This window comes from Sporomusa rhizae, from assembly GCF_041428845.1.
In the GTDB taxonomy this organism is placed as follows: domain Bacteria; phylum Bacillota; class Negativicutes; order Sporomusales; family Sporomusaceae; genus Sporomusa; species Sporomusa rhizae.
This window is the reverse complement of sequence record NZ_CP156925.1, coordinates 913,196-940,146: the sequence shown is the minus strand read 5'-3', so window position 1 is coordinate 940,146 and position 26,951 is coordinate 913,196. Positions and strand designations below refer to the sequence as shown.

The following is a 26,951-nucleotide window of genomic DNA, read 5'->3' as shown; positions in this document are numbered from 1 at the left end:
CCTGTTCTTAAGAAAGGTGATTTACATCACATACTGAGTAGACTTTAATCTTTATACTAAGAGCTAACATATAAAGATTAGGAGGCTTACTATGAGTATGTTTTGTCATCAATGTGAACAAACCGCTCAAGGCACCGGTTGCACCAAAATGGGTGTATGCGGAAAAAATGAGGACCTGCAAAGCTTACAGGATATTTTGCTCTTTGGACTCAAAGGTATAGCAGCTTACGCCCACCACGCCCGGGAACTTGGGGCCCGCGATGAAGAAGTTGATACCTTTGTACACGACGCCATGTTCTTCACCCTTACCAACGTCGACTTCAATCTTGAGCGTCATATCGATATGGTAATGAAATGCGGCCAAATGAATTACCGGGTTATGGAACTTTTAGACAGAGCCCATACCCAGCGTTTCGGTAATCCTACGCCTACTGCAGTGCCCACCGGAACAATGGCCGGTCCCGGAATACTCATTACAGGGCATGACCTCTTAGATCTATACGAACTCTTAAAACAAACGGAAGGTACCGGCATTAATATCTACACGCACGGCGAAATGCTGCCGGCTCATGCCTATCCTGAATTAAAGAAATTCCCGCATCTGGTGGCTAATTACGGGACAGCCTGGCAAAACCAGCAAAAAGAATTTTCTGACTTCCCAGGCGCTATCCTTGTAACAACTAACTGCATTATGCCTGTTAAAGATTCCTATAAAGACCGTCTATTTACCTCAGGCGTTGCCGGCATGAGTGGATGTACTCATATAGAAAATCGCGATTTTAGTGCTCTCATTGCTAAAGCTCAATCACTACCCGCTTTGCCTGAAAAATTGGGAGATAACTTAACAACAGGTTTTCACCACACCGCAATCTTAGGTTTAGCGGATAAAATTGTTGCTGCCGTTAAAGCCGGCAAAATAAAACGATTTTTCCTCGTTGGCGGTTGTGACGGTGCTAAACCGGGCCGGAATTACTATACTGAACTTGTAGAAAAAATCCCCCAAGATTGTGTAGTATTAACTGTTGCCTGCGGTAAATACCGGTTCAATCATCTTGATCTTGGCGATATTGACGGTATCCCGCGTTTGCTCGACCTTGGACAATGTAATAACTCTTACTCAGGCATTCAAGTGGCACTAGCTTTATCTAAAGCATTTCAATGTGAAGTCAACGAATTACCACTTACGTTGATCCTATCCTGGTACGAACAAAAGGCTGTTGCTATTCTACTCACGCTTCTGAGCTTAGGTATCAATAATATCCGGATCGGCCCTACTCCTCCGGCTTTTATCTCCTCCAATGTGCTTAACGTTCTCCAGAATAATTTCAATCTGCAGCTCATCACCACTGCAGACGATGACCTAAAAGCAATTATGGGATATCAGCCGGATGTGCGCGAAACTACTCATGAACCCGTTTCCTTGTTAAGCCGCATAGCGCAGTGGCTTGGATTAAAATAGATCAATAACACTCCATTAACAATATCAGAGTCAACTAAAAGGATATGTTAAAGTGGGGGTCTCAAAATAGGTTTGGTTAACCTATATGAGGCTCCCTCTTCTCCTATAAGTGAATAAAAGTCCAGCACCTATTATTCAATGATATTAAAGGGAGCTGAAGCCAAAATGGGAAGATATAATCAACAGCGAAATTTTTTGAAGTCGAATTTTGCTGAATTCAAAACAATAGCAACAGATGCAAAGAAAGGGTTTCCCCAACCGCCTAAGGTAAAACCTTGCGACAGTAATTCAAAATTAATTGATCTACCAATGGTAAATGAAAATACCCTAACAAATAAAAATATTTATACTTGTATAAAGGAAAGAAGAAGTACCAGATTTTACAGCAATCGACCGATAAGTCTCGAAGAATTATCTTATCTCCTTTGGGCGACCCAGGGCATTACCGGTATGAATAAGGCAGGGCTTACGTTTAGAACGGTTCCTTGCAGCGGCGCGACCCATTCTTTTGAAAGCTACCTACTAATTCGGAATGTGGAAAATATCCCACAAGGAGTATATCGGTACCTTCCAATGGAACACAGACTTCTATTTATGTTTGAACTGGATGAACTAGAGCATAAGATAGACGAGATCACTCTGGATCAGCCTTTTGTACCTAATTTTGCGAATAAAGCGGCAGTGTTATTTCTTTGGAGTACCACTCCTTACCGGTCGGAGTGGAAATATGACATTACTGCCCATAAAAAAATTTTAATAGACATCGGGCATGTATGCCAAAACTTGTATTTAGCCAGTGAATCTATCGATGCGGGGACTTGTGCAATAGGAATATATGATCAAGCGCTTGTCGATCAAATGTTAGGCCTGGACGGTGAAGAAGAGTTTGTTATATATCTCGCAGCAGTAGGAAAGAAACCGTAACCAGTCCCCAGATACCATTAAAAAAATAAATCTTCTCTTCATACGTAATAAAGTAAAAACGCCGGTCCCAAAAGGAACCCGGCGTTTTTCGTTGATAACTATAAGAGGTTTATTCCGGCAGCCCGGTTAGCAGACTCAACTGCCTGACGTGCCATTTCGCTAGCCATAGCGGCTGTATTCAGACTTTGATCAGGATTATGGAAGCCCATACTGCTTTCAGCAGCAACAAAATCCCAGTACCATTGGGCTTTACGCACCAGTTCCCTGGCGCTCTCCAATTCAGCCTGATTCACATTGGATACCTCGGAGGCTTTTTTGATAGCCTCATGCGCACGGGCAACATTCTGGCCCGCTGTGTGCAATGCTTCAAAAGTATAATCCTGAGTCGTCTTAACCCGACTCATCAACCAGGCACTACCCTGGGTATGGCAAGTGCCACACGAGGCATCAAGGTTTTTAAGCGGACTGGTCATCGTATGTGAACTGTATTTTTGCCCGTCCTTGCGCACATATGGCATATGACAATCGGCACAAGCTACCCCCGCCTTGCCATGAGTTCCTGTAGACCAAGTTTCAAAATCGGGATGTTGCGCTTTCAGCATCGAAGCTTTTGAATCCGGGTGCTGCCAGTCGTGTGCAAAGCCAAGTGGCTTATCAGCATAGTATGCGTACATATCACCGGGTTTCATGCCTTTATCCCAAGGAAATACAACGCGGAAAGTGTTAGGCTCGAAAAAGTATTCGGCATGACATTGGCCGCATACATAACTCCTCATGTCCTCACGGCTCGCTTTAGTTACATCAACGCCCTTACGATCCATGGCTTCGATAAACGCCGGATTAATGACCCGCAAATTCATATTTTCAGGATCATGGCAATTGCCGCAACTGATATAGCCGTGAGACGGAATCTTCTCCATCACTTGGGTAAACGGAAGTTTAGCAAAACCCCAGCCTGTCTCCTGAACAAACTTCTCCAGATAAGGGGTCTTGCAGGTTATGCAAGCTCCCGGCGATTTGGGGCCAATCCGCTTCGTTTCTTTAAGATCCTCAAGTGCGTAAACATGACCACGATCTTCGGTATAGTCTACACTAAAAGGATTGCCTTTAAAATTAGTCTTGATTTCAGGCATCATATCGGATTTCTGGACTTTCAAACTACCGCCATACCCGGTTGGCGAAGGCTCCATAACCGAGTTTTTCATATAACTTTCGTATTGCAATGGATAAAACTTCCCCCATACCGCCGGATCATATTCCCCTGCCGGAATTTTTGCTATTTTGACGGTAGATGCGGGCTTGGCAATGCCAATCCTGGTGATAACAAAACCAAAGAAAATTAGCAGCACACCCAGCAAAGCAATCATAGATTTCTGTGATTTACTCAAGCTTCATCCCTCCTTTGCTCTTGTTCATGCCATGAACTAAGCCGCGATGGCATTGGGTGCAATCCTGCCCACCGGCCCCCATGCCGGTTTTCTCAACCGTAGACTGGTGACAGCGCAGGCAGTTATCTGCTATATAGCCTTTTCCCTTTGTTGATACCTGGATTGTTGCCGGATAATCTCTCAGTACTTCATGATACACATCATTCATGCCGGTCTGGGCTTTAGCGACCAATTTTACCGCTATATTGCGATTCGGCAGATGACACTCAACGCATTCAATCTGTTTGTGGTTTGACGCCTGCCAGGATGTATACGCCTGGTCCATGGAGTGGCAGCTTCCACAAAATTGGGGTGTTTCCGCATGGGCATAGCCAAAGACTCCAAATAAAATACCGACTACTGTGACAGCGCAGCCAATAGCCATCAGCTTTAACGCGTTACGGTTCAAGTACTGACTTATATCCAACAATATCCCTCCTCTCCTCTTTTTTGGGCATAATGTTGAGTCCCGGCAGAAGGACAATGACCCCGCAGCAGTGTCGTAAACGCCTATTCAAAATAGCGCATACTAATCTTTTTCAATTCCTGGGTACTGTAAAATATCTGATAATCATCAATCCTGCTCATGCGATGCATGGAGGCAATATGATGCTGGCATTCATCTCTGGTTGTGGCGTGAACCATGGTATACAAATTATAAGGCCAGGCCGCATGGGTTACCCGTTCATAACAATGGGTAACTACCGGCAAAGCGGCAAACATCTCGCCGGTCGTGACAACTCTGTCTTCCGGCACTTGCCAAACGCACAACGCGTTGGCGCTGTAGCCGACCAGTCGGTGCCTGAGTACGGCGCCAATTTTGCGGATAACCCCGGATTCCTGCATGTTTTTAATGCGTGCCAGCAGGTCGCTTTCGCTAATTGCAAGCTGCGCGGCTATCCTGGCATAAGGTGTAGCAGTAATCGCCAATTCTTTTTGCAGCTCGCGGATAATTTTACGTTCGAGTTCGGTCAAAGAGTTCACCCCGCTACCAATGGAAATTTAACACTCACTTTGAAGACCCGTTTAGCAGGCAGCGACAATAGGGCTTCCACTCCTGGACTAGCAGCAACACTATGTAAAATTGCATTTAGGTTTTCTTCATTGGACGCAATGGCAGTAAACCACATATTATACTCGCCCTCCCGCAAGTAGTTATGGGTAACGCCGGTAAAAGCATTGACTACTTTCGCAACAGGTAAGATAGAATTTTCAGTTACCTTTAAAGCCACCAACGTACTTACATAACCCATCTGCCGGCTGTTCAAACTCGCGCCAAGCCGCCTGATCAAACCTTTCGCGTACAGTCGCTCGGCTCTATCCAATACAGCTTCCTCTGTTGTGCCAATTTTAGCGGCAATCTCCCGGTAGGGACGCTCGGTTACCGCAAAATCATATTGAAGGGCATGCAAAACCTGGCGGTCAAATTCATCAAGTTCCGGTAAAGCGTTAGCGCCCACAGCTGCACCACGGCTCCTCTGCTAAATAATTGCCATCCGAGTAATAATACGCTCTGGCCCGGCAGCCGCCGCAGACGTCATCATAGCCGCACCGGCTGCAGCCGCCTGTTAATGGCTCATGCCGAAACTCATGAAAGAGCGGACTTTCTTGCCATAGCCTGTCAAATGCTTTTTCCCGGACGCTTCCTGCTTTAAGCGGCAAGTATGGACAAGGCTGCACGTCGCCGTTGGGCAAAATAACACAATAGGACGTTCCGGCCAAACAGCCTTTGGTAAAACGCGTTTGGATATTTTTTTGCTTGGCAATACGCATAAATTGCGGCGCACACGTCGGTTTAATCTCGATAGGCACCTCGGCCTGCTTAGCAAGAATCCGCTCTAATAAAGCCTCATAATCAGCCGTCTTGAGCGTAGTCGCTTCGATGTCCTTGCCGCGTCCGGTAGGCACCAGAAAAAATATGTGATGGGCCACCGCCCCTAGTTCGGCAGCAAAGTCGGTAATGGAAGTAATTTCGTCCCGGTTATGGTTGGTAACGGTAGTATGGATTTGAAAAGGCAGCCCGGCAGAGCGGCAGGCCGCCATGCCGAGTAAGGTTTTATCCCAGGCGCCGTCTGTGCCGCGAAACTTGTCATGCTGAGCCTTGTCTTTACTGTCCAGGCTGATCCCGGCACAGGCCAGACCGGCTTCTTTTAGCTTACCGGCCACTTCGGGCGTTATCAGAATGCCGTTCGTTCCTAGTACCGGTCTCATTCCTACACTACGGGCGAAACTGATTAATTCATAAATATCTGACCGCAGTAAGGGCTCACCACCGCTAAGAATCATAATCTTAAACCCGGCCTGTGCGATTTCCGCGAGTAGTTTCTTGCCTTCCGCAGTATCCAGTTCATCGCTCTGTTTCAGACCTGCATCCCGGTAGCAGTGAATACAGCTAATATTGCAAGCCTGCGTTGTATTCCAGGAGATAATCATGGCTTTTCTCCCCTCCAGTCTGCTAAATAGCAGGCAGGATCCTCACCCCACAAGTTGCCTGAAGTTGCCTCTGCCCGGATGCGGCAACCGCCACATAATTGCTTATAGCTGCATTCGCCGCAGCGGCCTTCCACGTGGCTGGCCTTATCGCGCAGTTTCAGCAAAAACTCATCCTGCGATGTTTGCCAGATGTCACTAAACCGTTTTTTCCGTACATTGCCCAGAGTCTTATGACCCCAAAATTGACAGGCATGAACATTGCCCAGGGGGTCAACATTAGCCATCTTCTGCCCTGCCGAACAGCCGCCGTGCATTTCCAGCAACTGTTTAACCTCGGGAACCCGTTCCGGCTGCGTACGTTCGAAGTACTGGAGAATATAAATACCGTCAGCATGGTTATCGGTAGTCAGAATCTCTACTTCAATGCCGCGCCGGTGGAAATCCAGAGTTCGTTCCATGAGCAGCTCGATGGTCTGTCGTTTTTGTTCGGCAGTCGTATCAAGCTCAGCCATTTCTTTGCCCCGTCCGGCATACACCAGATGGTACATACAGAATCGCGGAATACGTTCGCGCTCCACAATATCTAAGATGTCAGGTAAAGTATGATAATTAAGCTTATTGATGGTAAACCGGATACCGGTCTTATTACCGGCGGCTATGGAATTACGGATACCGGCCAGCGCCGCGGCAAAAGCCCCCTGGCACCCCCGGAACTGGTCATGTACCGCCTCATTACCATCCAGGCTAACGCCAACATACTGAAAGCCGGTATCGTAGATTCTTTGGGCGAGTTCCGGAGTAATAAGTGTCCCATTCGTAGAAATAACCGGGCGAATCCCCTTTTCTTTAGCATAAGCACCAAGTTCAAAAAGGTCGTGCCGCATAAGCGGCTCACCACCGGAAAACAAGAGCACCGGCACATTCATGCTTGCCAGATCGTCAATAAACGCCCTAGCCTCACCGGTAGTAAATTCCCCCTGATAGGCGCGGTCTTCGGCATTGATATAACAATGCCTGCACTTTAAGTTACAGCGGTTAGTCGAGTTCCAGACAACTAACGGTGTAGTGTCTGATGAAAACTGCAGCATATGCGGAGGAAGATCCCGTGAACCTCGCCCATATTTAACAATATCGGAAATGGTGGCAGTACCACAAAGTAGTTTCGTGCAGCCAATCATGTTAATAGCCTCCTTGTTTCTGCGTCCGGTCGTAAAGATGCCGTTTCTTTTTCGGTCCTATAGAGCTTTCTACGAGCAACACCTGACCATATCGTGCCGATCGTGATAAAAATAGTTCCCAGCCAAACAAGGTTTATCAGCGGTTTGCGGCTGATTTCCACATCGACCCGCGGCAGCGCCGGCGGCGCGGTTAAATCCCTTATCCCAAGCGTTACCGTTCCGTCTTTCATGCTTACCGCGGTAAGGCTGAGTTCATAATGACCGAATACTTGTAAAGGGGCCGCTATCATTTGCCCATTTCGTGATAGTAATTCAGGTCTGGCTTCTTCTGTATTGCCGTCCTGCGTAACCTCCAGCAGCGCATAGACGCGAACGTCACCACTAACCCCACTGCCGCCCATGCCGTAGCGGATAAACTTGATTGTCAACGCTTCCTCCTGCTTTTGTTCTCCTTTATGCAAGGTCACTTCTTTGGCTGGATTCTCCTCCTGGTGCATGGCTGGCGCCAGGTAGATATCAGCAGCCGGCATGCGGTAAATTCCGGGTTCATGGGCGGCCGGACGACCTTCTTTGTTGAGCTTGGTATATGGCTCCAAAACCGTATTGGCCTGCCCTGTTAAAGTAAAGCTCTGATAAAATCCCTGCCCCTCAGGATCTAACCGTGTTCCCGTGTAAGTGAAGGTGCTTCCAAAAGCCTCCTGGCTTTCTCCCTGCTGCAAACTCACATAGACCGATTGACTGGCCAGTGAGGAAAAGAGAATACCGATCAGCGTAATCGCCAGACCAATATGTGTAAATCCGGCACCATAGCCTATTTTCTTATTCTTTACTGCTGCCAGACTGGCGGCCACAATGGCCGTGGCCAGGCCGGCCGTCACCAAAGCAACCGGCTGACGGATTCCTCCCGCAGCCGCGAGCCCCATGGCGATGGCGCCAATTCCCGCGATCCACCAGTACCGGGCAAATAACCGGGTCCGATCCTCGCCCCAGCTAACTAACGAACCCACCGCTAACAGTAAGGCCAAACCGGCTGCCAGTGGCAAAGTCGTTGTATTGTAGAAGGCAGTACTGACATTTTGTGGATTGCCCAACAGCATAGTGACAAGCGGTGTTGACATACCGACAAGCACGATAACTCCTACTGCCGTAAAGAGAATGGCCGTGGCTGCCAGAAAAAACTCCCGGCTTTTAACTGCCGGATACAACTCACCCTCCGGCAGGCGAGGCCAGCGAATAATCAGAATACCCAGAACGCTGGCCGCTGTAATCAGCACAAAACTGGCTAAAATTCCCCCTACCCCTTCATCACTGAAGGAATGGGTGGAAAAATCGCTTAGCATACCGCTGCGCGTGAGGAAGGTTCCATACATCACCAGCACAAACGTAAATAATGCGGCAAAACTGGCCGGCCTGACAGCGGCTAAGCGGACGCGTGCCAATAATAAAAGATGAACCAGTGCCCCGGCAGCCAGCCAGGGAACCAGGGAAGAATTCTCAACCGGATCCCAGCCCCAGTAACCGCCCCAGCCTAGCACCTTGTAAGCCCAGAAGCCCCCTAAAAATATCCCGGCACCTAACGCTGCCCAGGCAAACAATGCCCAGGGCAGGGCCTGACTAACCCAGTCTTTATGACGGCCTGTCAGGATACCATCCATGGCATAAGCAAAAGGCACAGCCAGCCCCGCATAGCCAAGAAACAGTACCGGCGGGTGAACCACCATCCAGGGGTCTTTCAATAATGGATTGAGACCAAATCCGTCCATCTGAGGCTCTAGCAGCATCATAAACGGACTCTTGGCAAGCAAAATGGCGAGCAGCATCATTTGTATTCCTGCGTAAACCGCCATGGCACAGGGTTGTTTTTTTCTGGCTAACAGCAACCCGAAACCGGCATGAAACAGTGCCCACAACAGGAATGAGCCTTCCTGGCCGGCCCAAAAAGCCGATAGCTTATAGACCAGGCTAAGGTCCCGCGAAGAGTAGCCAAATACGTAGGCAAACTGAAATTGATTGTTTAAAATAATATAAAACAGATACAAGGCAGTAAAGACGATAAACAGGGCCGACAACCGATAGTAGAATAAGCCCTTGTCCCTGCCGGCCGATAACCGCGGTGCTAAGCGGCGGGTTGAGGAGGCCATATGGGCATTCAGATAACAGAACATGGCAATCCCTGTTGTTACTAAAGCCAAAAATATTGCGGCATAGCCTATCATGATGGTTTCACGCTCCCCTGATATTTCGATGGACACTTAATCAGCAGCTTCTCGGCGGTAAACCGGCCATTCTGATATTTACCAACCGCCACAATGCTCGTGGCTTGTTCCAGTCCGTCCGGCTTTGCTCCCTGATAGATGACTGGCACTTCTTCGCCGGCTTCATCTCTTAGCAGGAACATCACTGTCTTGCCGTTTTCGGTCACCGTAATTTTTTCATTGGCAAGTACGCCCCTCACCTGAACCGTTCCGGTCGAAGCCTTAGCCTGGGCGAAACTGACATAAGGCGTCAGCGAAGTCTGAAAGGCGGTAAAGCAATAGACGATGAAAGCCACGATAATTATCAAACCAACGGTATGTCGCCTCTTCATAGTTTTACGCTTTCCTCCTCGCCATGAAGCGCGGTTTCACGCTGACTTCTGGAATTAACCTGGCAGCTTAACAACTGCCAAAAAATAGCCGTGCAGGCAACCATGGCAGCCACCAGTACCATCAGCATAACCTGATCCATATCGATCTTAGCTGCACTATTGATGACCGGTGCCGGATGCAGGGAAAAATAATAACGAGGAATAATAAACATCAAAAAAGGGACGGTGATAAAAGAACAAAGGGAATATACCGCGGCAATGCGGGCCCTTTGTTCTTCCTCTTCAATTGCAGACCGCAGGGCCAAATACGCCCCATAGATTAAAAGTAAAATAAAAATCGTAGTCTGTCGCGGGTCCCAGTTCCAATACGCACCCCAGGTCAGTTTAGCAAAAACTGCGCCGCTCACCGTTGCCAGAATGCAAAACATAAACCCCAGGGATACGGCTGCCGCACTCTTCCAGTCGTGCTCTATCTTGCGAGTGCGCAAATACTGAACTGCCCAAACAGCGGACAACAAAAAGGCCAACACGGAAACCCACGCCACCGGGATATGAAAAAAAGCAATACGAACCAAATTACCCAGTCCCTCGGCGGGTGGCACAATCGTAAATACGGCGTAAATGACACCAATCGTCCAGATACCAATACCCCAAATACTTAGATAACTGCGTTTCACCGGATAGTCCCCCCCTTCAGTCGTACCAAAGATAGTCAAAAAGAATGGATGTTGCACACAAAACCGTAATATCATAGCCTGCCATAAACACGAAATCCTGTATTCCGGGCAGAGCACCGTCAAATATCCGGGTAGTAGCTGCAATCACCATCAGAAATTGCGGCAATAACAGTGGAAACGTAATAACCGTATACAGCGATCCCTTACCCCCTGCCCGGCAGATCATGAGCGCAGTGAGCGTAGACACGGTGGCAATTCCTATGTCCCCCAAAACCAACACAACACCAAGCTCCGAACACAAAGGTACGGAAACATCAAGCAATAGGATAAATAGCGGTAGGATAAGTACGGTTAGCACAAGTAACAGTAAGCTATTGAAGCATGTTTTTCCCCAATATACAGCTTGCGCATTGGCGTACAGCCGCAGGGTTAACAGGGTTCCCGCTTCCTGCTCCTGAACAAATATCCGGGATAAACCAGCCATCGCACAAAAAAACAGGATAATCCACAAGAGGGCAGCGGCCAGGGCGGAACTAACGGCCGCCCCTGCCAAACTCATGCTGATACTGGCCAGCGTGATCAGGGCAAACATCGTCAGCGCGCTGAATGCGTACTTAGAACGCAGTTCACACAGCGCATCCTTGCGGACGATCGCCCACACCATGCTATGCCAAGGCAATTTTTTGTCCTGCATCGCGAACCTCCTCAAGGTCGTTGGTGGCAATAACAACTGCCGCCTGCTGTGCCAAAGCGTTATCCACCAGCCGTTTAACCAGCTTTTTGCCCTCCTCATCCAGGTTGGACGTAGGCTCATCCAGCAGCCAAACGGGAGGTCTTAGTGCTTCTAGTACGGCAAATTTTAACCGTTGGCGCATTCCGGTTGAATAGGTACCGACGCATTCCTGCTGACGCCCACTTAATCCCACAGCTTCAAGACAAGTCAACAATTGTTCATCAGATAACGCCAACCCGCGGGCTCGGACCAAAAACTGCAGATTTTCATAGCCGGTCATAGCCTGATAAAAGAGCAATTCCGGTGATATCAGGCCAAAACAGGCCATTCGTTTCTCTGCGTCTACTGCCTTGCCATCCATCCGTACCTGTACTATACCGGCACTTGGTCTAAGCAAACCGGCGATTATTTTAACCAGAGTGGATTTGCCGGAACCGTTAGGGCCTGTTACCCCCACACACTCTCCCGGACCAATGCGCTGATTAATATCAGCGAATAATTGTCGACGGCCATATTTTTTGGAAACACGAATGAGTTCTACAACTACTTTCTGCATTGCCATTCCCCCAGTAAGCCACTCTTACATTAGCTCCTATGTAGAAAAACCGCGAGCGCGGTCCTTTGCTATTGAACACATCCGAAATTCGGTAATAAATCCATGTAACTCCCGTAACCCCTGGCCTTTGCCGGAAAAAGCGTTCCGCAGGAGAAAAGCCAAGCGGTATTCCGTTAAGAAATCCATAAAGTAAGACCTCTTTCTCCCAGTTTTATACTAGCGATAAGCCGATTTTTCCCTTATCCAGGCGAAAGTCTCCTACTATGTCCGTATAATGCCAGCGCTGTTTCCAACCAACCGCACTGATGATTCATTTCTTTTGAATCCATTATACCGAAAGGTAATTACATCGATATTAAGCAAATATTACAAATTTATTACATTTTTCATTTTTTTCACACCACCTCGTCGGTGTCTTTGGTGTTAGCGCCCATTAATTTGCCGATCCTGGATATCGCCATAACCGCCAATCAAACCCATAGTCCGGTTATTTGCTTTCCCTTGCACTAAGGATTAAAAGGGATTCCATGACAAAGGTCACGAAATCCCTTTTGAACTCATTTGTAATACTTTCGTAAGATCTTACCCATTGCGTTTCCCGAGAAGACCATTCTATACTTAACTGAAGAAATCCTGCAATTTAAGGAGGTATACCATTCCATGGCCATTTCCAGCATGATTATTCAACCCAAGCCAGACTCCATCAATGCAGTATCGCAAGCATTATCCGGTATGAGCGGGGTTACCGTTCACTCGGTTACACCAAAACAAGAAATTATTGTTGTCGTGGAAGCGGCCTCGTTACAACTGGTCAACGAGGTCGCCCGCACCCTGGAAGTTATCCCCGGTGTACTTGGAGTCTTTCCTACCTACATAACGACCGCAGACGAGAAAGAAAACGAAATCAATTAAGCTTTTGCCAACTGCACGGCACATATTTTATATTCCGGCTGTTTGGAGACATCATCAAAGGCGTCAATTGTTACAAAATTAATCATTCTGGATAGTTCCGTGTCATGGAATGGCACGTACACCATCCCCGGCCGTGGTTGACCACGGCCATTTATTTTGGCCTTAAGGCGGCATTCCCCGCGGCGGGATGTTATTTTCACCAATTCACCATCGGTTACGCCAATTTTTTCAGCATCCGCCTGATTTAGTTCCACATACATTTCCGGCATAGCCCGCTTGAGTTCCGGTACATTCATTGTCATCGTAGTGGTATGCCAATGTTCCAGAACACGCCCGGTAGACAAATAGAAGGGATATTCCGCATCCGGCATTTCCTGCGGATTAGCATGAGGTCTGGCAAAAATGACGGCCCGGCCATCAGGCTTACCGTAAAAATGGATTCCTTCTTTAACAAAAGGATCATGAGGAGCGGCATAACGTATCGAAGTTTCCGGACCATTGGGATCCGGCACAGGCCAAGTCAAGCCATGTGCTTTTTTTAGTCTCTCATACGGGGGCAAGTCCATCTTAGTGCCTGTCGTGCATTTACGGTATTCTTCCCAGATTTCCTCATTTGTTTTATAGGGGAATATTTCAGCAAAACCCAGCCGTTTCGCTACTTCTATGAGAGCCCAAACGTCCGGTTTGGCTTCCCCAGGCGCTTCCACGGCTTTGGCAATGTGCTGGGTACGTCGTTCTCCATTGCCATAGATGCCTTCCTTTTCCATCCACAGCGCAGCCGGCAGAATCACATCAGCCAGTTCACTGGTTCGCGTCGGATGGTAGGTTTCGGATACAATCATAAATGTCTTTTCCATCCCCTCACGATAAAGCTTGAGGTTTGGAATAGACTGGCCGGGGTTAGTGCAGACCACCCACAATACTTTAAGTGCACCGCTGGCTGCCGCCCGGAACATTTCAATGGTATGATAGCCTGGTTTGGCACTCATTTTCGCAGGATCAACGCCCCAGATTTTAGCGATTTCTTCCCGGTGCTTGGCATTAGCCACCACGCGATGCGCCGGCAGCAGATGGGACAGCGCCCCCACTTCACGGATACTGCCGCAGGCGCTCGGCTGGCCGGTAAGCGAAAATGGCGTATTGCCCGGACGACAGATTTTGCCGGTAAGAAGATGCAGGTTGTGCACCAGATTATTGGCCCAAGTACCGCGAATCCGCTGGTTAAGCCCCATCGTCCACATCGACATCGTGTTCCGGTCCTTGGCGGAAAACAGGCGAGCCACTTCACGAATTTGTTCTGCAGGCAGATCAATGAGTCCGCTTACTTTTTCCGGCGCATAATCGGCAAGGAAGGTCTTAAACTCGTCAAACGACAGTTTTTTCTCACCTTGCATAAAGGTGGTGTGTTGATCTACGAAGTCTTTGTCAACCAAATTTTCGTCAATAATAACATAGGCCATGCTATTTAACAGGGCTAAGTCGGTCCCTGGTACAAACTGCAGGGAAATATCGGCTATATCGGCCGTACGAGTCCGCCGGGGATCAGCAACAATAATTTTTACATGAGGATTACTATTTTTGCGATCCACCAGTCTTGAATACAAAACTGGATGCGCTTCCGCCATATTAGCGCCGATAAGGAAAAAAACATCGGCCTGCTCAATATCGGCATAGGTTCCCATCGGTTCGTCCTTACCAAAGGTGCTTACATACCCCGCTACCGCACTGGCCATACAGGTACGGGGATTCCCGTCAATATTATTGGTACCCATGGCGCCCTTAAAAAGTTTATTGGCAATATAGGCTTCTTCCGCGATATTCTGACCGGAACCGTAATACCCCACGGAGTCCGGCCCAAACTGGGCAATAGCCTCCTTAAATTTGGTGGCAATGAGATCCAATGCTTCATCCCACGAAAATTTGACGAACTGACCATCTTTTTTGACCATGGGATGGAGCAAACGATCTTTGGTATCCATGATTTTGGGCAGCAATATCCCTTTAACACATAACCGGCCTCTATTAACAGCATTATCCGGATCACCTTTTACGGCAACTATTTTCCCCTTACTGACTCCTGCCAGTACGCCGCAGCCTACACCACAGTACCGGCAGACACCCTTAACCCATTTTTCCGCGTCGTGCTGCGAGGTGGTCCCTTGTGCACCACGGCCGCCGGAGTCAAACGAACAGCCAGAACTTACTAATGCCGTACTGGCGGCAATAGCTTTTAAAAAATCCCGGCGAGAAAACTTCATGAAAAATTACCTCCCGGCCAAAATTTAATCTTATTTCCGCATAGCATCCAAATGGCAGCTGGCGCAAGTATCGCGGCTGGGTACCATGGTATTGAGCTGGGTATTATGTACCAGGCCGCTATGACAGGTTATACAGGTCATGCCATTATCAAAGTGCTTCACTGTGTGCGGATCCTTCGCGGCTAGCGCCTTATCGGCATTGGTTTTCACCTTATCCTGATGACAGTTGTAGCAATTGATATCGCGCTCATTGGCTTTGGGCTCAATCTTGGAACTGGTAACATGCACATAGACTTCCCGCATTCCTTTGCCCTTGGCCTTCATGACCCCGATAGCGCCCGGTTCTGCATGACAATCTTCGCAGGCCACATTTTTATGGGCGGACACTTGCCAGGATTGATACATGGAATCCATTTCATGACAAGTACGGCAAAACTCCGAACGGGATGTGTAAGCCGCCGACCAGCCGGCAGAAAGCAATAAAAAAACAATAATAGCGCCAATGAATACGATATGCCGTCCCGTCAACTTTTCTTTACCTCGTACTACCATCCACAAATTCATGCTGTACGGCACCTCCTTTCTGCTTGTTTCTCCAAGTAAAATAGACGGCTTTCGCTGCGCAGGCATTCACGCAGTCGCCACAATTGGTACAGGTCAGGCGGTCAAGAGGTCTAGTACTGCCAACCTGTACCTGCATGGTACATGCATTTTGGCATGTATGGCAGTTCCGGCAGTGAGAGCGGTCAATACCAATCGTTACTAACCGCCATTTTCCCAGTAGGCCGTATAACGCCCCCACCGGACAGAGGTTGCGGCACCAGGCTTTACGGTCATAAAACCACTCTAAAGCAATAAGCGCCACTACAAACAGTAATTCAAATCCGACGCCGAAAGCAATTGCTCTGGACAAAATACCGATGGGTGACAGTATGGTAAAAAGCGGTAACCCGGTTAGTAACGCAAGTAATAAAAACAAGGCCAGTACTTGATAAGGCAGCCAGCCATTACCCGTTCCGCGTGTCCTGGGAGCTTTGATCATGGCTGCGAGTTCAAAAACGGTATGTACCGGACATATCCAACTGCAAAAAGCCCGTCCTAACAGTAACGTTGCCAGTAAAAGCGGTAGTACCGACCCAATGAGCGGCCACCAAATCATCTTGCCGGCTAGCATAACCTCAGCTGCTGCCAGCGGATCAGTAAGGGCAATTCCGGCAGCCAGAGAGGATAAATAGGTTCCGAACCACACCGGATTTATTGGCCAAACCAGTGGCAGCGCCAACAGGGCCAATGCCAAAAACTGAACCGTTCGCCGCACACGCTTAACCTTCATTGTCGTTTTCCTGCCTGTACCTTGATTGCCGCGGGATCGGCAACACATACATGTTCGCAGATACCACAGCCAACACAAACGGTCTTGTCAACCACCGGGCGTTTATGATTCTCCAGTTTGATGGCTTGGTCATAAAATGGGCAACTGGTATAGCAGATCTTGCACTCATCGCCCATCCAGGCCAGACAGGCGTCGTGGTTGATCTCCGCCAGCCCCATCCGTACCTTTGCCTTTTCGACGGGCCGCAGAGCCCCGCTGGAGCAGACACCAATACAATGAAGACATAAATCGCAGGCTGCCTCCCGCGGTACGAGATAGGGAGTACCAATGGAGAGCCCGTTATGGCCCTGACCGATTTTAATGGCCCGCTGCGGACAAACCTGTGCACACTTGCCACAGCGGAGACAAGTGGCCAAAAACTCCGGTTCATTCAATGCCCCCGGCGGCCGGAGTAAGGCATTCTTCTGTTTATTATCAGTAAAACCGGAGAGGATAAGCGACAGAATACCACCGACAAACACGGCTGCCTTGACACCCCTTTCCATACCATACGCCTCCTCGCTTACTCTCTTTTCATCATACCGAAAGATGATAACAGAATTATTAAGCAATTCTTACAAAAGTATTACATTTTACTAAAAAGAGTAAAAGGAAAAAGCCGCCGATATAAAAATCGGCAGCTGCAAATTTATCCGATGACTAACCCGCTCTAAGACTCCCTCTTCTGCAAGTGGGAGTAAGAGCGGCTAAGCCCCTGGATAAGGTCGACTAACCTTCAGGTGGGGTTAAAACCCCATCTGAAGGTTAGTCTACTTTATCTTTCTTATATTTCATTAAAAGGGGCACCCTTAGTTAAACTACTCCTCACCCACAAACTTATAACCCACTCCCCACACGGTTTTAATATACGTGGGGGCGGAGGGCGCAGGTTCAATCTTCTCCCGCAAACGCCGGATATGAACAGTCACAGTATTTTCATCGCCTTCGTAATCACTGTGCCATATTTTATTTAAAAGCTGCATTCTGGTAAAAACCTGCTGGGGATTACTTACCAATAGCCACAGCAATTCAAATTCCTTGCTGGTAAGAGTAGCCGCTGTACCATTAATCGTAACCTCTCTGGTCCCAGGATCAATGGAAAGGGAACCATACGCCAGCGCCTGGCTTACCTGATTCTTGCGCCAGCCCTGCACCCGGCGAATGACTGCCTGTACCCTGAGCACCAGTTCAATGGGGCTAAATGGTTTCGTTAAATAATCATCTACCCCTAGCCTGAGACCGACAATGCGGTCCAGTTCATCGCCTTTGGCAGATAGAATGATAATAGGAACACCATATTCCGCGGTTAATATTTTACAAACGTCAAGGCCATTAAGTTTTGGCAGCATTAAGTCCAGGATGACTAAATCAGGCTGCTCTTTTTTGGCAACAGCCAGAGCACTTTCTCCGTCAACAGCAGAGACCACCGCAAAATTTTCCCTTTCCAGGCAATGCTTCACGATCTTTATTATTTTCGCATCATCATCGACAACCAAAATTTTCTCTCCAGACAATCCTAACACCCCTTCGCAATGACCGGTAACACGAAGGTAAACGTACTGCCGCGACCGACTTCGCTTTCTACCCAAATCCGGCCACCGTGCATTTCTACCAAATTGCGCGCCAGTGCTAATCCTAAGCCGCTGCCCGGATACTCCCTGGATTCAGCGCTATCAGCCTGACGAAACTTGTCAAAAATGAATTTCTGATCTTCCTCGTTAATGCCAATACCGGAATCTTGTATTTTGACAACAACCTCCGGCGACTTTTCTTCCTCATTTACCAGTACTGCCGAAATATTTATTTTGCCACCATCGGGCGTAAATTTAATTGCATTACTGATTAAGTTGCGGAAAATATGGGTGACTTTTTCGCGATCCGCTATAATACTGGGTATGTCTGCGGCAATGTCAACAGTAAGCGTAAACCTTTTCTTGCTTAACAGCGGAGAAATACTACGGGTGAGGGGAGCCAGCACTTCTTTAATATCGACCGGGTTGCAGTTAATTTTTACAAGTCCGGCTTCTATTTTAGACATATTTAAAATATCGTTGATCTGACTGAGTAACTGGTGTCCGCTTTCAAAGATGTCTTGCAAATATTCCCGCTGCAAGCTGCTAAGCGTCTCTCCCTCGGCTAACAGAATTTCAGTAAACGCTATGATCGCAGTTAGAGGAGTCCGAAGTTCATGACTCATAACCGCCAAAAATTCAGATTTGAGGCGGTCAGTCTCCGTCAGTTTTGCATTCATGGCTTTAAGCTTATTGCCTTGCTCCAGCAAACGCTGATTCGCTTCTGATAAGAGCGCCGTCCGCTCGGTTACTTTTTCCTCAAGATCATTGTACAGCCCATGAAGCTTACCAGCCATCGTGTTGAACTCGTCCGCCAAACTGCGCATTTCGTCATAGGTTTGAATCTCCGTAATTTGCGCGGATAAATTTCCCCGCCCTAATTCGACCACTTTGCCTGTCAACTCGCGGATCGGCATGATAATGATATGCTCCATCATTAAATACGTCAGTCCGATACTCACAAAAACCATAAACAGGATAAAAACAACCTGGCTGCTAATATTGGTGTGTTGGGCGGCCTCAAAACGCGCCATGGGAAGTACAACACTAATGCTGCCGGCAAACTCGCCTGCAGAAAAACCTTCCTTCGCGTATCCGGAGATATCCTTGGCGCCTGCCGGCCTGCCATGACAGGGCAAACAGGATTCATCATAGTATACGGGTACTAAGTAGCGAAACACCCGCTTGCCGTCAATCTCATCATAGCCCCAGAGCTCTTTGAGATTTTTATCGGCCGCTAACTGTTTCATGGCTTCGAGTTCAAAATTATCCGGGGCATTATAAAGATCGCGTACAAGTGGCCGGGTCTGTTTGAACGTATAGCCCGAGTAACCGTTAAATATTTCACCGATTCCCTTGCCCACGGCAGCAGGGTTCAAATGTTTGAATTCATAGCCACCAGCAGAGTTCCTATTAATCGTATCCTGTTTAAGAGCAATAAATGACCTGGTAGCAATAAGCTGCTGAGCAATAACCCCCGCTTTTTCCTTCATTTCCAATTCAGCCTGGAAATTATATTGTCGAATATTCCAAAGGAGGTTTATTGTCATCAGAACGATGGTTATAGCGGCAATTCCTACCATAAATTTTATCGTAAGGCTATTTTTAAAACTCATAAAAGCATTCTCTCCCAAAAAGGAATCGCTCTTATGCAAAACATTCTGTATATAAATGACAAATCCTTCATTAATTTTACATTATAACTCGTCCTTCCTGTTATTTCGTGTTTTTGTTCAAGTTCGTGTAAAGGCTACCGGCCCCTCTAACAAAAAAAATACCTAGACCAAAGTCTAGGCGAAGGGTTGCCCGCTGCTCCCATCTATCTATAGGAAGCATTTAATGCTTTTAATAGAACACGAATATCATATTGATACGGAGTAACCGGAAGAACCTTTTTCTTAAGCCCCAGCAGAGAATAAACGGCCATTCTTGCCGTACGAACAGAATATTCTTCGGTGAATACCATATCTTCCGGAATTTCAACAAACTGACCAATAAAAGCAAGATTTGTTGATCCTTCAGGCACTACCGCCGGCCTATCCCCTTGAGCACGCGGTTGGAACATGGAGACAATATAGGGCAGCATACAGGGTATGACATTCACTACGGTTTCCAGGATTTCATTCATTTCTTCTTCAAACTGAAGATGATGAAGGAGTTCTATGAGGATTTCTTTGCCAGTGCAGTCCCGCATAGGCTTCTTTACATAGTTGCCTTCCTTGTCGGTATAAAGACCATAACCCCAGAAAATTGTAATATCTTCCGGCTGATCCTTAAAGTGAGGCTGTGCAGCAACCACAAGCGACATAAGCCAGTTAGAATCCCGAAATGTCATCAAAGCCCCGCTGCCTGGCTTATTGCGTGAAAATCTCTCAATCATTTTAAGCAGTTTGTTACCCCGCAAAGTAACCGTAAAGGATTCCCAGTTACTCTCTTCAGGATTGCCAAAGAATTTTTTGGGGTTGCCAAACCCTTTCTTTTTTGCAGCAATGGTTGCCCAAAGCGATCCCGAAATAGGATTTTCCACATCCATTTTAGCGGAAGTATCCAGATTGCCCAACCTTGAATTATCCGTCATGCAGCCATTGGTTACAATGCATAAATCCCCGTTATTAAGTGGAAGAACACCCTTTTTTCCCTCATGCTCATAGCGTATTGCAGTAACGGTAATGCCTTCTCCTTCTGCAAAATCCAGATCGGTTACAGTGAACGTAAGACTAAAATCGACACCCGCTTTGTCCAAGTATGCCTTTATCGGCAATATAATGGAGTCATACTGGTTATATCGCGATCTTGTTACTCCCTCAAGCGTATGTATCCGGGAATATTCAAAAATCATCCGTTGCATATAGCGTTTAAACTCAATCAGACTGGACCACTTTTGGAAAGCAAAGGTGGTTTGCCACATATACCAAAAGTTTGTCTGGAAAAAATGTGGGGTCATTACAAACCAATCGGAGATACGAAGGTCGTCCAGTTTTTCTTCCGGAGCAACCAGCAGCTTAAACAGCGCAATCCGGTCAGCATCGTTAAACCCCATGGACAAAACATCCACTACTTCATGCTCTTTATTAATAAGTCTGGCATTCGCATGCGTTGGATGAACACGATCAAAGGCAAGAATCTCGTCGGTTACACTCATGCCTTCCTGCTCTAAGGACGGTATGGAAGAAAGCAGCTCCCAAAAATTTTCGTAAGTTTCCTCATTAAGCATTCTTCCGCCCCGGGCAACAAATCCATCCTTTGCACTCCCCGCTCCATCATTACTTCCGCCCAAAATGTGCATTCCTTCTAAGATATGGATATTCTTGCCGGGAAAATCGCAATCCTGAATAAGGTATACAGCGCCTGCCAGAGAACCTAAACCGCCGCCGACAAAATACACTTGCATATTTTCATAGCCTTGCTTCATACCGCAATACCTCCATAGCTTACTTTATTTTCATGGAATAGGCTTTCCGAATGCCAAAAAAAATACATTAGCGGCAAAATACCATAAATTTAATTATGCACTTAGAAAAACAGAACCATCGGGCTCCTCCGATGGTTCTGTTTCGTTATTTCACATTATACATCCCTTTACTGCTTAAATAGTTGTAAATTCCTTCACCATGCTGCTGCTCTTCTTTCTGGATATGGTTTAAGGCTTGGCGAACATTAGCATCTGTAAACTCGAAGATGGCAGTGTCATATGCGCCTGACACAAATTTTTCGGTCATCAGCATATCATTACAAAGCATAGCATCGGCCTGGCTACCAGTTGCGGAAGCCGTTGATGAAGCTGATGCAGAAGCGGTTGCCGACTGGCCGGTCTGAGCATTGCTTTGCATGCTTGTCTGAGACTGCTGTGATTGCTGGCTCTGTTGTCCCTGACCCATACTCGGGACTTGACCATTCATGATAGATTCAATGGTACTTAAGTGTTGCTGCTCTTGTTGAGCATAAGACTGGAATAACTGCTGCAGTTGAGGATCACTGGCTTGCTGGGCATTGCTCTCATACTTTTGGATACATACTTGCTCGTGTTTCTTTTGATCTTGGAGCAATTGTTTTTCTTTTTGGCTCAATTGCATTTTTAATCTCCCCCTTTGGTTTTTACTATTTTTCCCGCAAAAAAAAATTCCATCCCCATCCATTAAATATTAATTATGTATTTGGAGGTTTCTAAACACTTATCTTTTGCTACGTTCAGGAAGTAAGTCTCTAAATACATAAACCAATAGTAGTATACTGGCTCCGACTGCCAGCCATGTAAACCATGGATTATTTATTATGTTATGCCAATGGCTTCCCAGTGCGGCTCCAGCACCCAAAAAGATGGTTAACCAGATAATTGCATGTATCATGTCGTAGATAAGGAACTTAACAAGAGAAATACCGCTGATACCGGCTACGTAAGGAGTTATATTCCCTATTGTCGGTACGAAACGGCCGCCAATTATGTAAGCGGGAGCCGACCGTTGCAAAAGTTCTAATGCCTTATCCATGCGTTCCGGAGTCAGTCTAATATACTTTCTCCACCGCTGTAAAAAAGCTTCTCCAAAATTATGGCCGATCATAAATGCGGAAAACGAACCAAAGAGGTAGCCTAATAGAGATACTACCCAAGCCATAAAAACAGTAAACTCCCCTTGTTTCGCCAAAAATCCTGCCAAAGCCACTAATACGCTGCCGGGAAAGGGCAGTCCTATTGCTTCTAAAAAAACTCCTGCAAACACTCCTGGCAATCCCAGGCTGCTTAACATTTCAACAATCCTGTCAAACATAATATCCCCTCCCTAGCCTATTATGTCTGAGAAGGGGTTTAAATATTTGTTTGGCTGACCTTATTTGTCAGCTAAAAAGTAATTAACCCGCACTTCATAATGCGGGTTAATTACTTTTTAATGATTCTTACATTGTCGGACTCATTAACTCAGATTTTACTTGCTGAATATCGTTTGGCGTAGCAGGGGCAGCCGGCTTGTAATACCCCTTTTGCTGTGCAGCTTGGGCAATCTGATACTGCCGCTGCTCATCCTGGTTTCTCATTTGCTGAAAGGTTGAGCGCAACTGAGAGTTGCCTGTTTCGGCAATTACATTAGCATAGGTCGCTAAACTGCCTTTTATCATTGCTAAATAATCATTCAGCATATCTTTATCATTCATGACTGGCTTTCCTCCTATTGTAAAAATAACATAAGTTTCTGCTTCGAGCTTCTGGCTGCCGCTGCGTCCTGTTGAAACATTTGCTTGAGCTGTGCATCATTGCACTGCTGAGCGTACGTTTCCAATTTATTGGCCACCGTTTCATGACCGCCAATCATGTGTCGTAAATGTTGAAGCTCCATTTGATTTAATTGTGCCAAAATTAACACTCCTTTCCATGTATTACATAATTAGTATTGATTAAAATATTCTGCATTATTCAGGAAAAATGAGGTAATTTTATCAGGGCTGGTTGAAACGTAAGAGTTTCAGCACGGCTCTTTTCGTATGTTAGATAAAAGGGCGTCGCCTCCTATATGAATTAAAAGAACTTAATTTTTTTCTTTTCCAGTAACACTTTTCTCTTTTTCCCATATCCTATAGCAGACGGTTGAAAAATTGGTGTTAGCTTACGCTAACCGTTTTTACCGGGCCGTGTGTTAGCGATAGCTAACCTTTCTTTATCCACTGGTGTTAGCTATCGCTAACCTTTTTTTAAGAGAAAAAACTTAGCTAAGGCAAATACAAGGAGGTTAACAGTATGTATAACCCTGCAAAAGCATCAAGTTTGGCGGACCTTACGGTAGGCACAACCGGCAAGATCTCCTCATTGGAGCTTAACGGCTTACTCAGAAGGCGGGTTCTGGACTTAGGCATGGTTCCAGGAACGCAAGTACAGTGCATTCGCCGAAGTCCAGCCGGAGATCCTATTGCGTTCCGGGTACGCAATACTACGATAGCGCTGCGCAGCAATGATGCCAGCTTGATTAAAGTATACCCTATGTAATATATGGAGGGGATTAATCTTGAGTACACAAGTGGAAAATCACAGCCGGGTATTGCGCGAGCATTTCGGCATAACTCCTGAACCGGGACAATACATTATCGCTCTGGCCGGCAACCCCAACGTCGGCAAAAGTACCGTTTTTAACGCTTTAACGGGCTTACGCCAGCACACAGGAAACTGGCCTGGTAAAACGGTGGATAACGCCCAGGGAACTTTTACTTATCGGCAGAAACCGTTCCTGCTTGTTGACCTGCCTGGAACCTATTCGATTCTGGCGCATACGGTAGAAGAACAGGTTGCCCGGGATTTTATCTGCTTTGGTGAACCGAATGCTACCCTTGTAGTTTTAGATGCTACCTGCCTGGAACGCAATTTAAACCTGGCTCTGCAGGTTATGGAGATTACCCCAAATGTTGTTGTATGTGTCAATCTCATAGACGAAGCCAGGAAGAAAAACATCACGATTGATTTCCCTGCATTAGAAAATGAACTTGGCGTACCTGTTGTGGCTACTGCTGCCCGTAAGGGAGAAGGATTGAATATCCTCCGCGAAACGCTGTACCAGGTTAGCACCGGTGAACGCAAAAGTCACCCCCGCCAACTTGTCTACTCCCCGGAAGTGGAAGATGCAGTTCAGCAACTGTTGCCAAACGTACAGCGTCTTGTTGACCACAAGTTAAACCCCCGCTGGGTTGCACTCCGGTTATTGGATGGAGATAAGTCGTTTATTGAGAGCATCAGCCGCCACTTAGACCTTCAAAATAAAGTGGATTTCCTAAAGGAGGTAACCGCTTTATGAATGGAATCGTAAAGCCGATGACGACATTAGCCGATGTCTGTACTGAGGCGGATAAAATCCGCTTCAGGTCCGGCAATGCGCTTGGTGACACCATCGTGTCCGATATTTACGCAAATGCGGAACAGATTGCCCGTAAAGTAGTTTCTCATACAACGGAAAGCAAATCTTCCTGGGACACCAAGCTTGATGACCTGCTCACCTCCCGCCTATTCGGCTATCCAATAATGCTGGCACTTCTAAGCGTCGTGTTCTGGATCACGATCGAAGGAGCAAATATCCCCTCTGAAATGATTGGCAACATATTATTTGCCTTCCAAGATCAGCTTACCGAATGGTTTACGCTTGCCGGAGCTCCCGGCTGGCTTCACGGGATCTTGGTGCTTGGCCTGTACAGGGCATTAGCCTGGGTTGTGTCGGTTATGCTGCCGCCGATGGCCATTTTCTTTCCCCTGTTTACTTTATTAGAGGATTTAGGTTATTTACCCCGGGTTGCCTTTAATATGGATAACATGTTTAAGAAGTGTAAAGCATGCGGTAAGCAAATCTTAACGATGTGCATGGGCTTTGGTTGCAATGCGGCCGGAGTTGTCGCCTGCCGCATTATCGACTCCCCGCGCGAACGGCTGATTGCCATGTTAACTAACAATTTTGTTCCCTGTAACGGACGCTTCCCCACGCTCATCGCCATCGCTACTATTTTTATGGGTAACACAGTAGCGCCCGAGTTTTCAACGCTCACCGTTTCGCTGGTAATCACCACTACCGTACTCATAGGCATTGCAGTAACTTTTGCGGTATCCTGGTGTCTTTCCCATACAATACTCAAAGGCGAGCCATCTTCGCTTGTCCTGGAACTTCCACCCTACCGCCTGCCCCAGATTGGCGGAGTTATCTACCGCTCTATCATCGACCGCACGTTATTTGTATTAAAACGCGCCGTAATAATGGCAGCTCCCGCCGGAGCTATCACTTGGATACTCGCTAATGTTTACATAGGCGACCTGAGTATCATCGGCCACCTGGCAAACTGGCTTCAGCCCCTCGGCTTTGCAATAGGCCTGGATGGATTCATTCTCTTAGCCTTTATTCTTGGGCTTCCGGCTAATGAGATTGTCGTACCTATTTTATTAATGAGCTATCTGTCTTCCGGACATATGCTCGAATTTGAAAGCCTGGATGAGCTGCGAAATATTCTACTAACCAACGGCTGGACCTGGCTGACAGGAGTAAATACGATTTTGTTCTGCCTGCTTCACTGGCCGTGTACGACTGCACTGCTCTCTGCCTATAAAGAATCAGGCAGTGCCAAATGGACTTTCCTGGCTTTTATTATCCCTACCGTCATTGCATTTACTGTTTGTTTTGCCGTGGCTCAATCAGCCAGATTCTTCGGTCTGGCCTAGGAAACCTACTACTCACCCAAAATATCCGGTAAATGTCTGTAGCCATGGCTGTAGCCATGGCTACAGACTAATAAAGAAAACGACCTGCGCCGAGCCGCTGGCGAAAGTGCAAGTCGATGCTGCCTTTTCCAGGCAAAAGTTAGCCTTCTGTTAAGGTAATAAAAACCAGGGCTGTAACACCCCAGTCTATTTTCCCTTATTACCTTTCTTAGCGTCCCGTATGTGTTCAACAAATTTCTCATATATCTCCGGATTATCATGCATGAACCCCATCAACTGCTGAATCGAAGCTATCGTTGTTGGCGAGAGGTAATGTTCCATCGCTTCCGCTTCTGCAGCAACATCACAGTCGACACAGATTGTCTTTAGGAATCTCTGCAGAAGCGCATTTCTTTCGACGAGATAATTACCTATCTGTCTGCCTTTGTCTGTCAACCCAATCATGCCATACTTTTGATAGGTGATGTATCCGCCCGCACGCAGCCGCCCGAGCGCCTTCGTTACCGAAGGAAGCTTTACGTTTAATTTCTGGCTGATATCTGTAACTCGTACTATATCATTGCTGGCAGAGAACCTGTAAATTTCCTCTAAGTAATCTTCCAGGCTGGGTGACAACATAGGCGCACCTCCTGCCCCTAGCAGAGTGAATATCATTCTCACTATTGATAACCTACTATAGTTTATGCGG

Annotated in this window: 30 protein-coding genes; 6 read left to right on the top strand and 24 right to left on the bottom strand. The window is 47.1% G+C overall.

Features of this window, described 5'->3' with window-relative positions; all coding sequences use genetic code 11:
• Positions 1–91: 91 nt before the first annotated feature.
• Complete coding sequence (gene hcp, locus SRRS_RS04305; protein WP_371366550.1) at positions 92–1,459, top strand: hydroxylamine reductase; 1,368 nt, start codon at positions 92–94, stop codon at positions 1,457–1,459.
• A 165-nt stretch (positions 1,460–1,624) separates the two neighbouring features.
• Positions 1,625–2,383, top strand: a complete 759-nt coding sequence (locus SRRS_RS04300) for a SagB/ThcOx family dehydrogenase (RefSeq protein WP_371366548.1) — start codon at positions 1,625–1,627, stop codon at positions 2,381–2,383.
• Between the two features lie 98 nt (positions 2,384–2,481).
• Here SRRS_RS04300 and SRRS_RS04295 read toward each other — a convergent pair whose 3' ends face one another.
• The 12 genes from SRRS_RS04295 to SRRS_RS04240 all read right to left on the bottom strand — a co-directional run bounded on the left by SRRS_RS04295 (position 2,482) and on the right by SRRS_RS04240 (position 12,160).
• Positions 2,482–3,771: an ammonia-forming cytochrome c nitrite reductase subunit c552 gene (locus tag SRRS_RS04295; protein WP_371366546.1), complete on the bottom strand. Its 1,290-nt coding sequence runs from the start codon at positions 3,769–3,771 to the stop codon at positions 2,482–2,484.
• Positions 3,764–4,237 carry a cytochrome c3 family protein gene (locus SRRS_RS04290; RefSeq protein ID WP_371366544.1) on the bottom strand — a complete coding sequence of 158 codons (474 nt, stop codon included), beginning with the start codon at positions 4,235–4,237 and terminating at the stop codon, positions 3,764–3,766. The genes SRRS_RS04295 and SRRS_RS04290 overlap by 8 nt, the downstream gene beginning before the upstream one ends.
• Before the next feature lie 83 nt (positions 4,238–4,320).
• A complete protein-coding gene (locus SRRS_RS04285; protein ID WP_371366542.1) occupies positions 4,321–4,785 on the bottom strand; it encodes an AsnC family transcriptional regulator in 465 nt (154 codons plus the stop codon).
• Positions 4,786–4,790: 5 nt separating this feature from the next.
• Entirely contained in the window at positions 4,791–5,270 is a 480-nt protein-coding gene (locus tag SRRS_RS04280) for an AsnC family transcriptional regulator (RefSeq protein WP_371366541.1), read from the bottom strand.
• Positions 5,260–6,243 carry a putative heme d1 biosynthesis radical SAM protein NirJ2 gene (gene nirJ2, locus SRRS_RS04275; protein WP_371366540.1) on the bottom strand — a complete coding sequence of 328 codons (984 nt, stop codon included), beginning with the start codon at positions 6,241–6,243 and terminating at the stop codon, positions 5,260–5,262. The genes SRRS_RS04280 and nirJ2 overlap by 11 nt, the downstream gene beginning before the upstream one ends.
• Positions 6,240–7,421 (bottom strand): radical SAM protein, encoded by a 1,182-nt coding sequence (locus SRRS_RS04270; protein ID WP_371366538.1) that lies wholly within the window; start codon positions 7,419–7,421, stop codon positions 6,240–6,242. Before SRRS_RS04270 ends, nirJ2 begins: the two co-directional genes overlap by 4 nt.
• Entirely contained in the window at positions 7,418–9,637 is a 2,220-nt protein-coding gene (gene ccsA / locus SRRS_RS04265; RefSeq protein WP_371366536.1) for a cytochrome c biogenesis protein CcsA, read from the bottom strand. Before ccsA ends, SRRS_RS04270 begins: the two co-directional genes overlap by 4 nt.
• Complete coding sequence (locus SRRS_RS04260; protein WP_371366534.1) at positions 9,634–10,008, bottom strand: cytochrome c maturation protein CcmE; 375 nt, start codon at positions 10,006–10,008, stop codon at positions 9,634–9,636. Before SRRS_RS04260 ends, ccsA begins: the two co-directional genes overlap by 4 nt.
• Positions 10,005–10,685, bottom strand: a complete 681-nt coding sequence (locus SRRS_RS04255; protein WP_371366532.1) for a cytochrome c biogenesis protein — start codon at positions 10,683–10,685, stop codon at positions 10,005–10,007. The genes SRRS_RS04260 and SRRS_RS04255 overlap by 4 nt, the downstream gene beginning before the upstream one ends.
• A gap of 16 nt (positions 10,686–10,701) precedes the next feature.
• Positions 10,702–11,379, bottom strand: coding sequence for a heme exporter protein CcmB (locus SRRS_RS04250; RefSeq protein WP_371366530.1), 678 nt, complete (start codon positions 11,377–11,379; stop codon positions 10,702–10,704).
• Positions 11,351–11,974 (bottom strand): ATP-binding cassette domain-containing protein, encoded by a 624-nt coding sequence (locus tag SRRS_RS04245; protein ID WP_371366528.1) that lies wholly within the window; start codon positions 11,972–11,974, stop codon positions 11,351–11,353. The genes SRRS_RS04250 and SRRS_RS04245 overlap by 29 nt, the downstream gene beginning before the upstream one ends.
• Before the next feature lie 36 nt (positions 11,975–12,010).
• Complete coding sequence (locus SRRS_RS04240; protein ID WP_371366526.1) at positions 12,011–12,160, bottom strand: hypothetical protein; 150 nt, start codon at positions 12,158–12,160, stop codon at positions 12,011–12,013.
• A 474-nt stretch (positions 12,161–12,634) separates the two neighbouring features.
• Here SRRS_RS04240 and SRRS_RS04235 point away from each other — a divergent pair, with 474 nt between their 5' ends.
• The gene (locus SRRS_RS04235) at positions 12,635–12,886 is read left to right on the top strand and encodes a chaperone NapD (protein ID WP_371366524.1); all 252 of its coding nucleotides are present in this window, start codon (positions 12,635–12,637) and stop codon (positions 12,884–12,886) included.
• On the opposite strand, the gene SRRS_RS04230 is transcribed toward SRRS_RS04235, so the two are convergent.
• The 11 genes from SRRS_RS04230 to SRRS_RS04180 all read right to left on the bottom strand — a co-directional run bounded on the left by SRRS_RS04230 (position 12,883) and on the right by SRRS_RS04180 (position 23,444).
• Positions 12,883–15,144 carry a molybdopterin-dependent oxidoreductase gene (locus SRRS_RS04230; RefSeq protein WP_371366522.1) on the bottom strand — a complete coding sequence of 754 codons (2,262 nt, stop codon included), beginning with the start codon at positions 15,142–15,144 and terminating at the stop codon, positions 12,883–12,885. The two genes, SRRS_RS04235 and SRRS_RS04230, sit on opposite strands and share 4 nt — an antisense overlap.
• A 30-nt stretch (positions 15,145–15,174) precedes the next feature.
• Positions 15,175–15,708, bottom strand: coding sequence for a cytochrome c3 family protein (locus SRRS_RS04225; protein ID WP_371366520.1), 534 nt, complete (start codon positions 15,706–15,708; stop codon positions 15,175–15,177).
• Positions 15,680–16,477: a 4Fe-4S binding protein gene (locus SRRS_RS04220; RefSeq protein WP_371366518.1), complete on the bottom strand. Its 798-nt coding sequence runs from the start codon at positions 16,475–16,477 to the stop codon at positions 15,680–15,682. Before SRRS_RS04220 ends, SRRS_RS04225 begins: the two co-directional genes overlap by 29 nt.
• Positions 16,474–17,022: a 4Fe-4S dicluster domain-containing protein gene (locus tag SRRS_RS04215; protein ID WP_371366516.1), complete on the bottom strand. Its 549-nt coding sequence runs from the start codon at positions 17,020–17,022 to the stop codon at positions 16,474–16,476. The genes SRRS_RS04220 and SRRS_RS04215 overlap by 4 nt, the downstream gene beginning before the upstream one ends.
• 312 nt (positions 17,023–17,334) lie before the next feature.
• Positions 17,335–18,030, bottom strand: a complete 696-nt coding sequence (locus tag SRRS_RS04210; RefSeq protein WP_371366514.1) for a response regulator transcription factor — start codon at positions 18,028–18,030, stop codon at positions 17,335–17,337.
• A 2-nt stretch (positions 18,031–18,032) separates the two neighbouring features.
• A complete protein-coding gene (locus tag SRRS_RS04205) occupies positions 18,033–19,703 on the bottom strand; it encodes an ATP-binding protein (RefSeq protein ID WP_371366512.1) in 1,671 nt (556 codons plus the stop codon).
• A gap of 203 nt (positions 19,704–19,906) precedes the next feature.
• Positions 19,907–21,499 (bottom strand): oleate hydratase, encoded by a 1,593-nt coding sequence (locus SRRS_RS04200; protein WP_371366510.1) that lies wholly within the window; start codon positions 21,497–21,499, stop codon positions 19,907–19,909.
• A gap of 145 nt (positions 21,500–21,644) precedes the next feature.
• Positions 21,645–22,160 (bottom strand): spore coat protein, encoded by a 516-nt coding sequence (locus SRRS_RS04195; protein ID WP_371366508.1) that lies wholly within the window; start codon positions 22,158–22,160, stop codon positions 21,645–21,647.
• A 99-nt stretch (positions 22,161–22,259) separates the two neighbouring features.
• Positions 22,260–22,853, bottom strand: a complete 594-nt coding sequence (locus tag SRRS_RS04190; RefSeq protein ID WP_371366506.1) for a DedA family protein — start codon at positions 22,851–22,853, stop codon at positions 22,260–22,262.
• A 127-nt stretch (positions 22,854–22,980) separates the two neighbouring features.
• The gene (locus tag SRRS_RS04185; RefSeq protein WP_371366504.1) at positions 22,981–23,235 is read right to left on the bottom strand and encodes a spore coat protein; all 255 of its coding nucleotides are present in this window, start codon (positions 23,233–23,235) and stop codon (positions 22,981–22,983) included.
• A gap of 14 nt (positions 23,236–23,249) precedes the next feature.
• The gene (locus tag SRRS_RS04180) at positions 23,250–23,444 is read right to left on the bottom strand and encodes a hypothetical protein (RefSeq protein WP_371366503.1); all 195 of its coding nucleotides are present in this window, start codon (positions 23,442–23,444) and stop codon (positions 23,250–23,252) included.
• 371 nt (positions 23,445–23,815) lie between these two features.
• Between SRRS_RS04180 and SRRS_RS04175 the strand changes: the two genes are divergently transcribed.
• Genes SRRS_RS04175 through SRRS_RS04165 form a run of 3 tightly spaced genes read left to right on the top strand, consistent with a single transcriptional unit; the run spans position 23,816 to position 26,263 of the window.
• Positions 23,816–24,061, top strand: coding sequence for a ferrous iron transport protein A (locus SRRS_RS04175; protein WP_371366501.1), 246 nt, complete (start codon positions 23,816–23,818; stop codon positions 24,059–24,061).
• A 19-nt stretch (positions 24,062–24,080) separates the two neighbouring features.
• Positions 24,081–24,860, top strand: a complete 780-nt coding sequence (locus SRRS_RS04170; RefSeq protein WP_371366499.1) for a FeoB small GTPase domain-containing protein — start codon at positions 24,081–24,083, stop codon at positions 24,858–24,860.
• Positions 24,857–26,263: a nucleoside recognition domain-containing protein gene (locus SRRS_RS04165; protein ID WP_371366497.1), complete on the top strand. Its 1,407-nt coding sequence runs from the start codon at positions 24,857–24,859 to the stop codon at positions 26,261–26,263. Before SRRS_RS04170 ends, SRRS_RS04165 begins: the two co-directional genes overlap by 4 nt.
• Before the next feature lie 186 nt (positions 26,264–26,449).
• Here SRRS_RS04165 and SRRS_RS04160 read toward each other — a convergent pair whose 3' ends face one another.
• Positions 26,450–26,881, bottom strand: a complete 432-nt coding sequence (locus SRRS_RS04160; protein WP_371366495.1) for a metal-dependent transcriptional regulator — start codon at positions 26,879–26,881, stop codon at positions 26,450–26,452.
• Positions 26,882–26,951 lie beyond the last annotated feature (70 nt).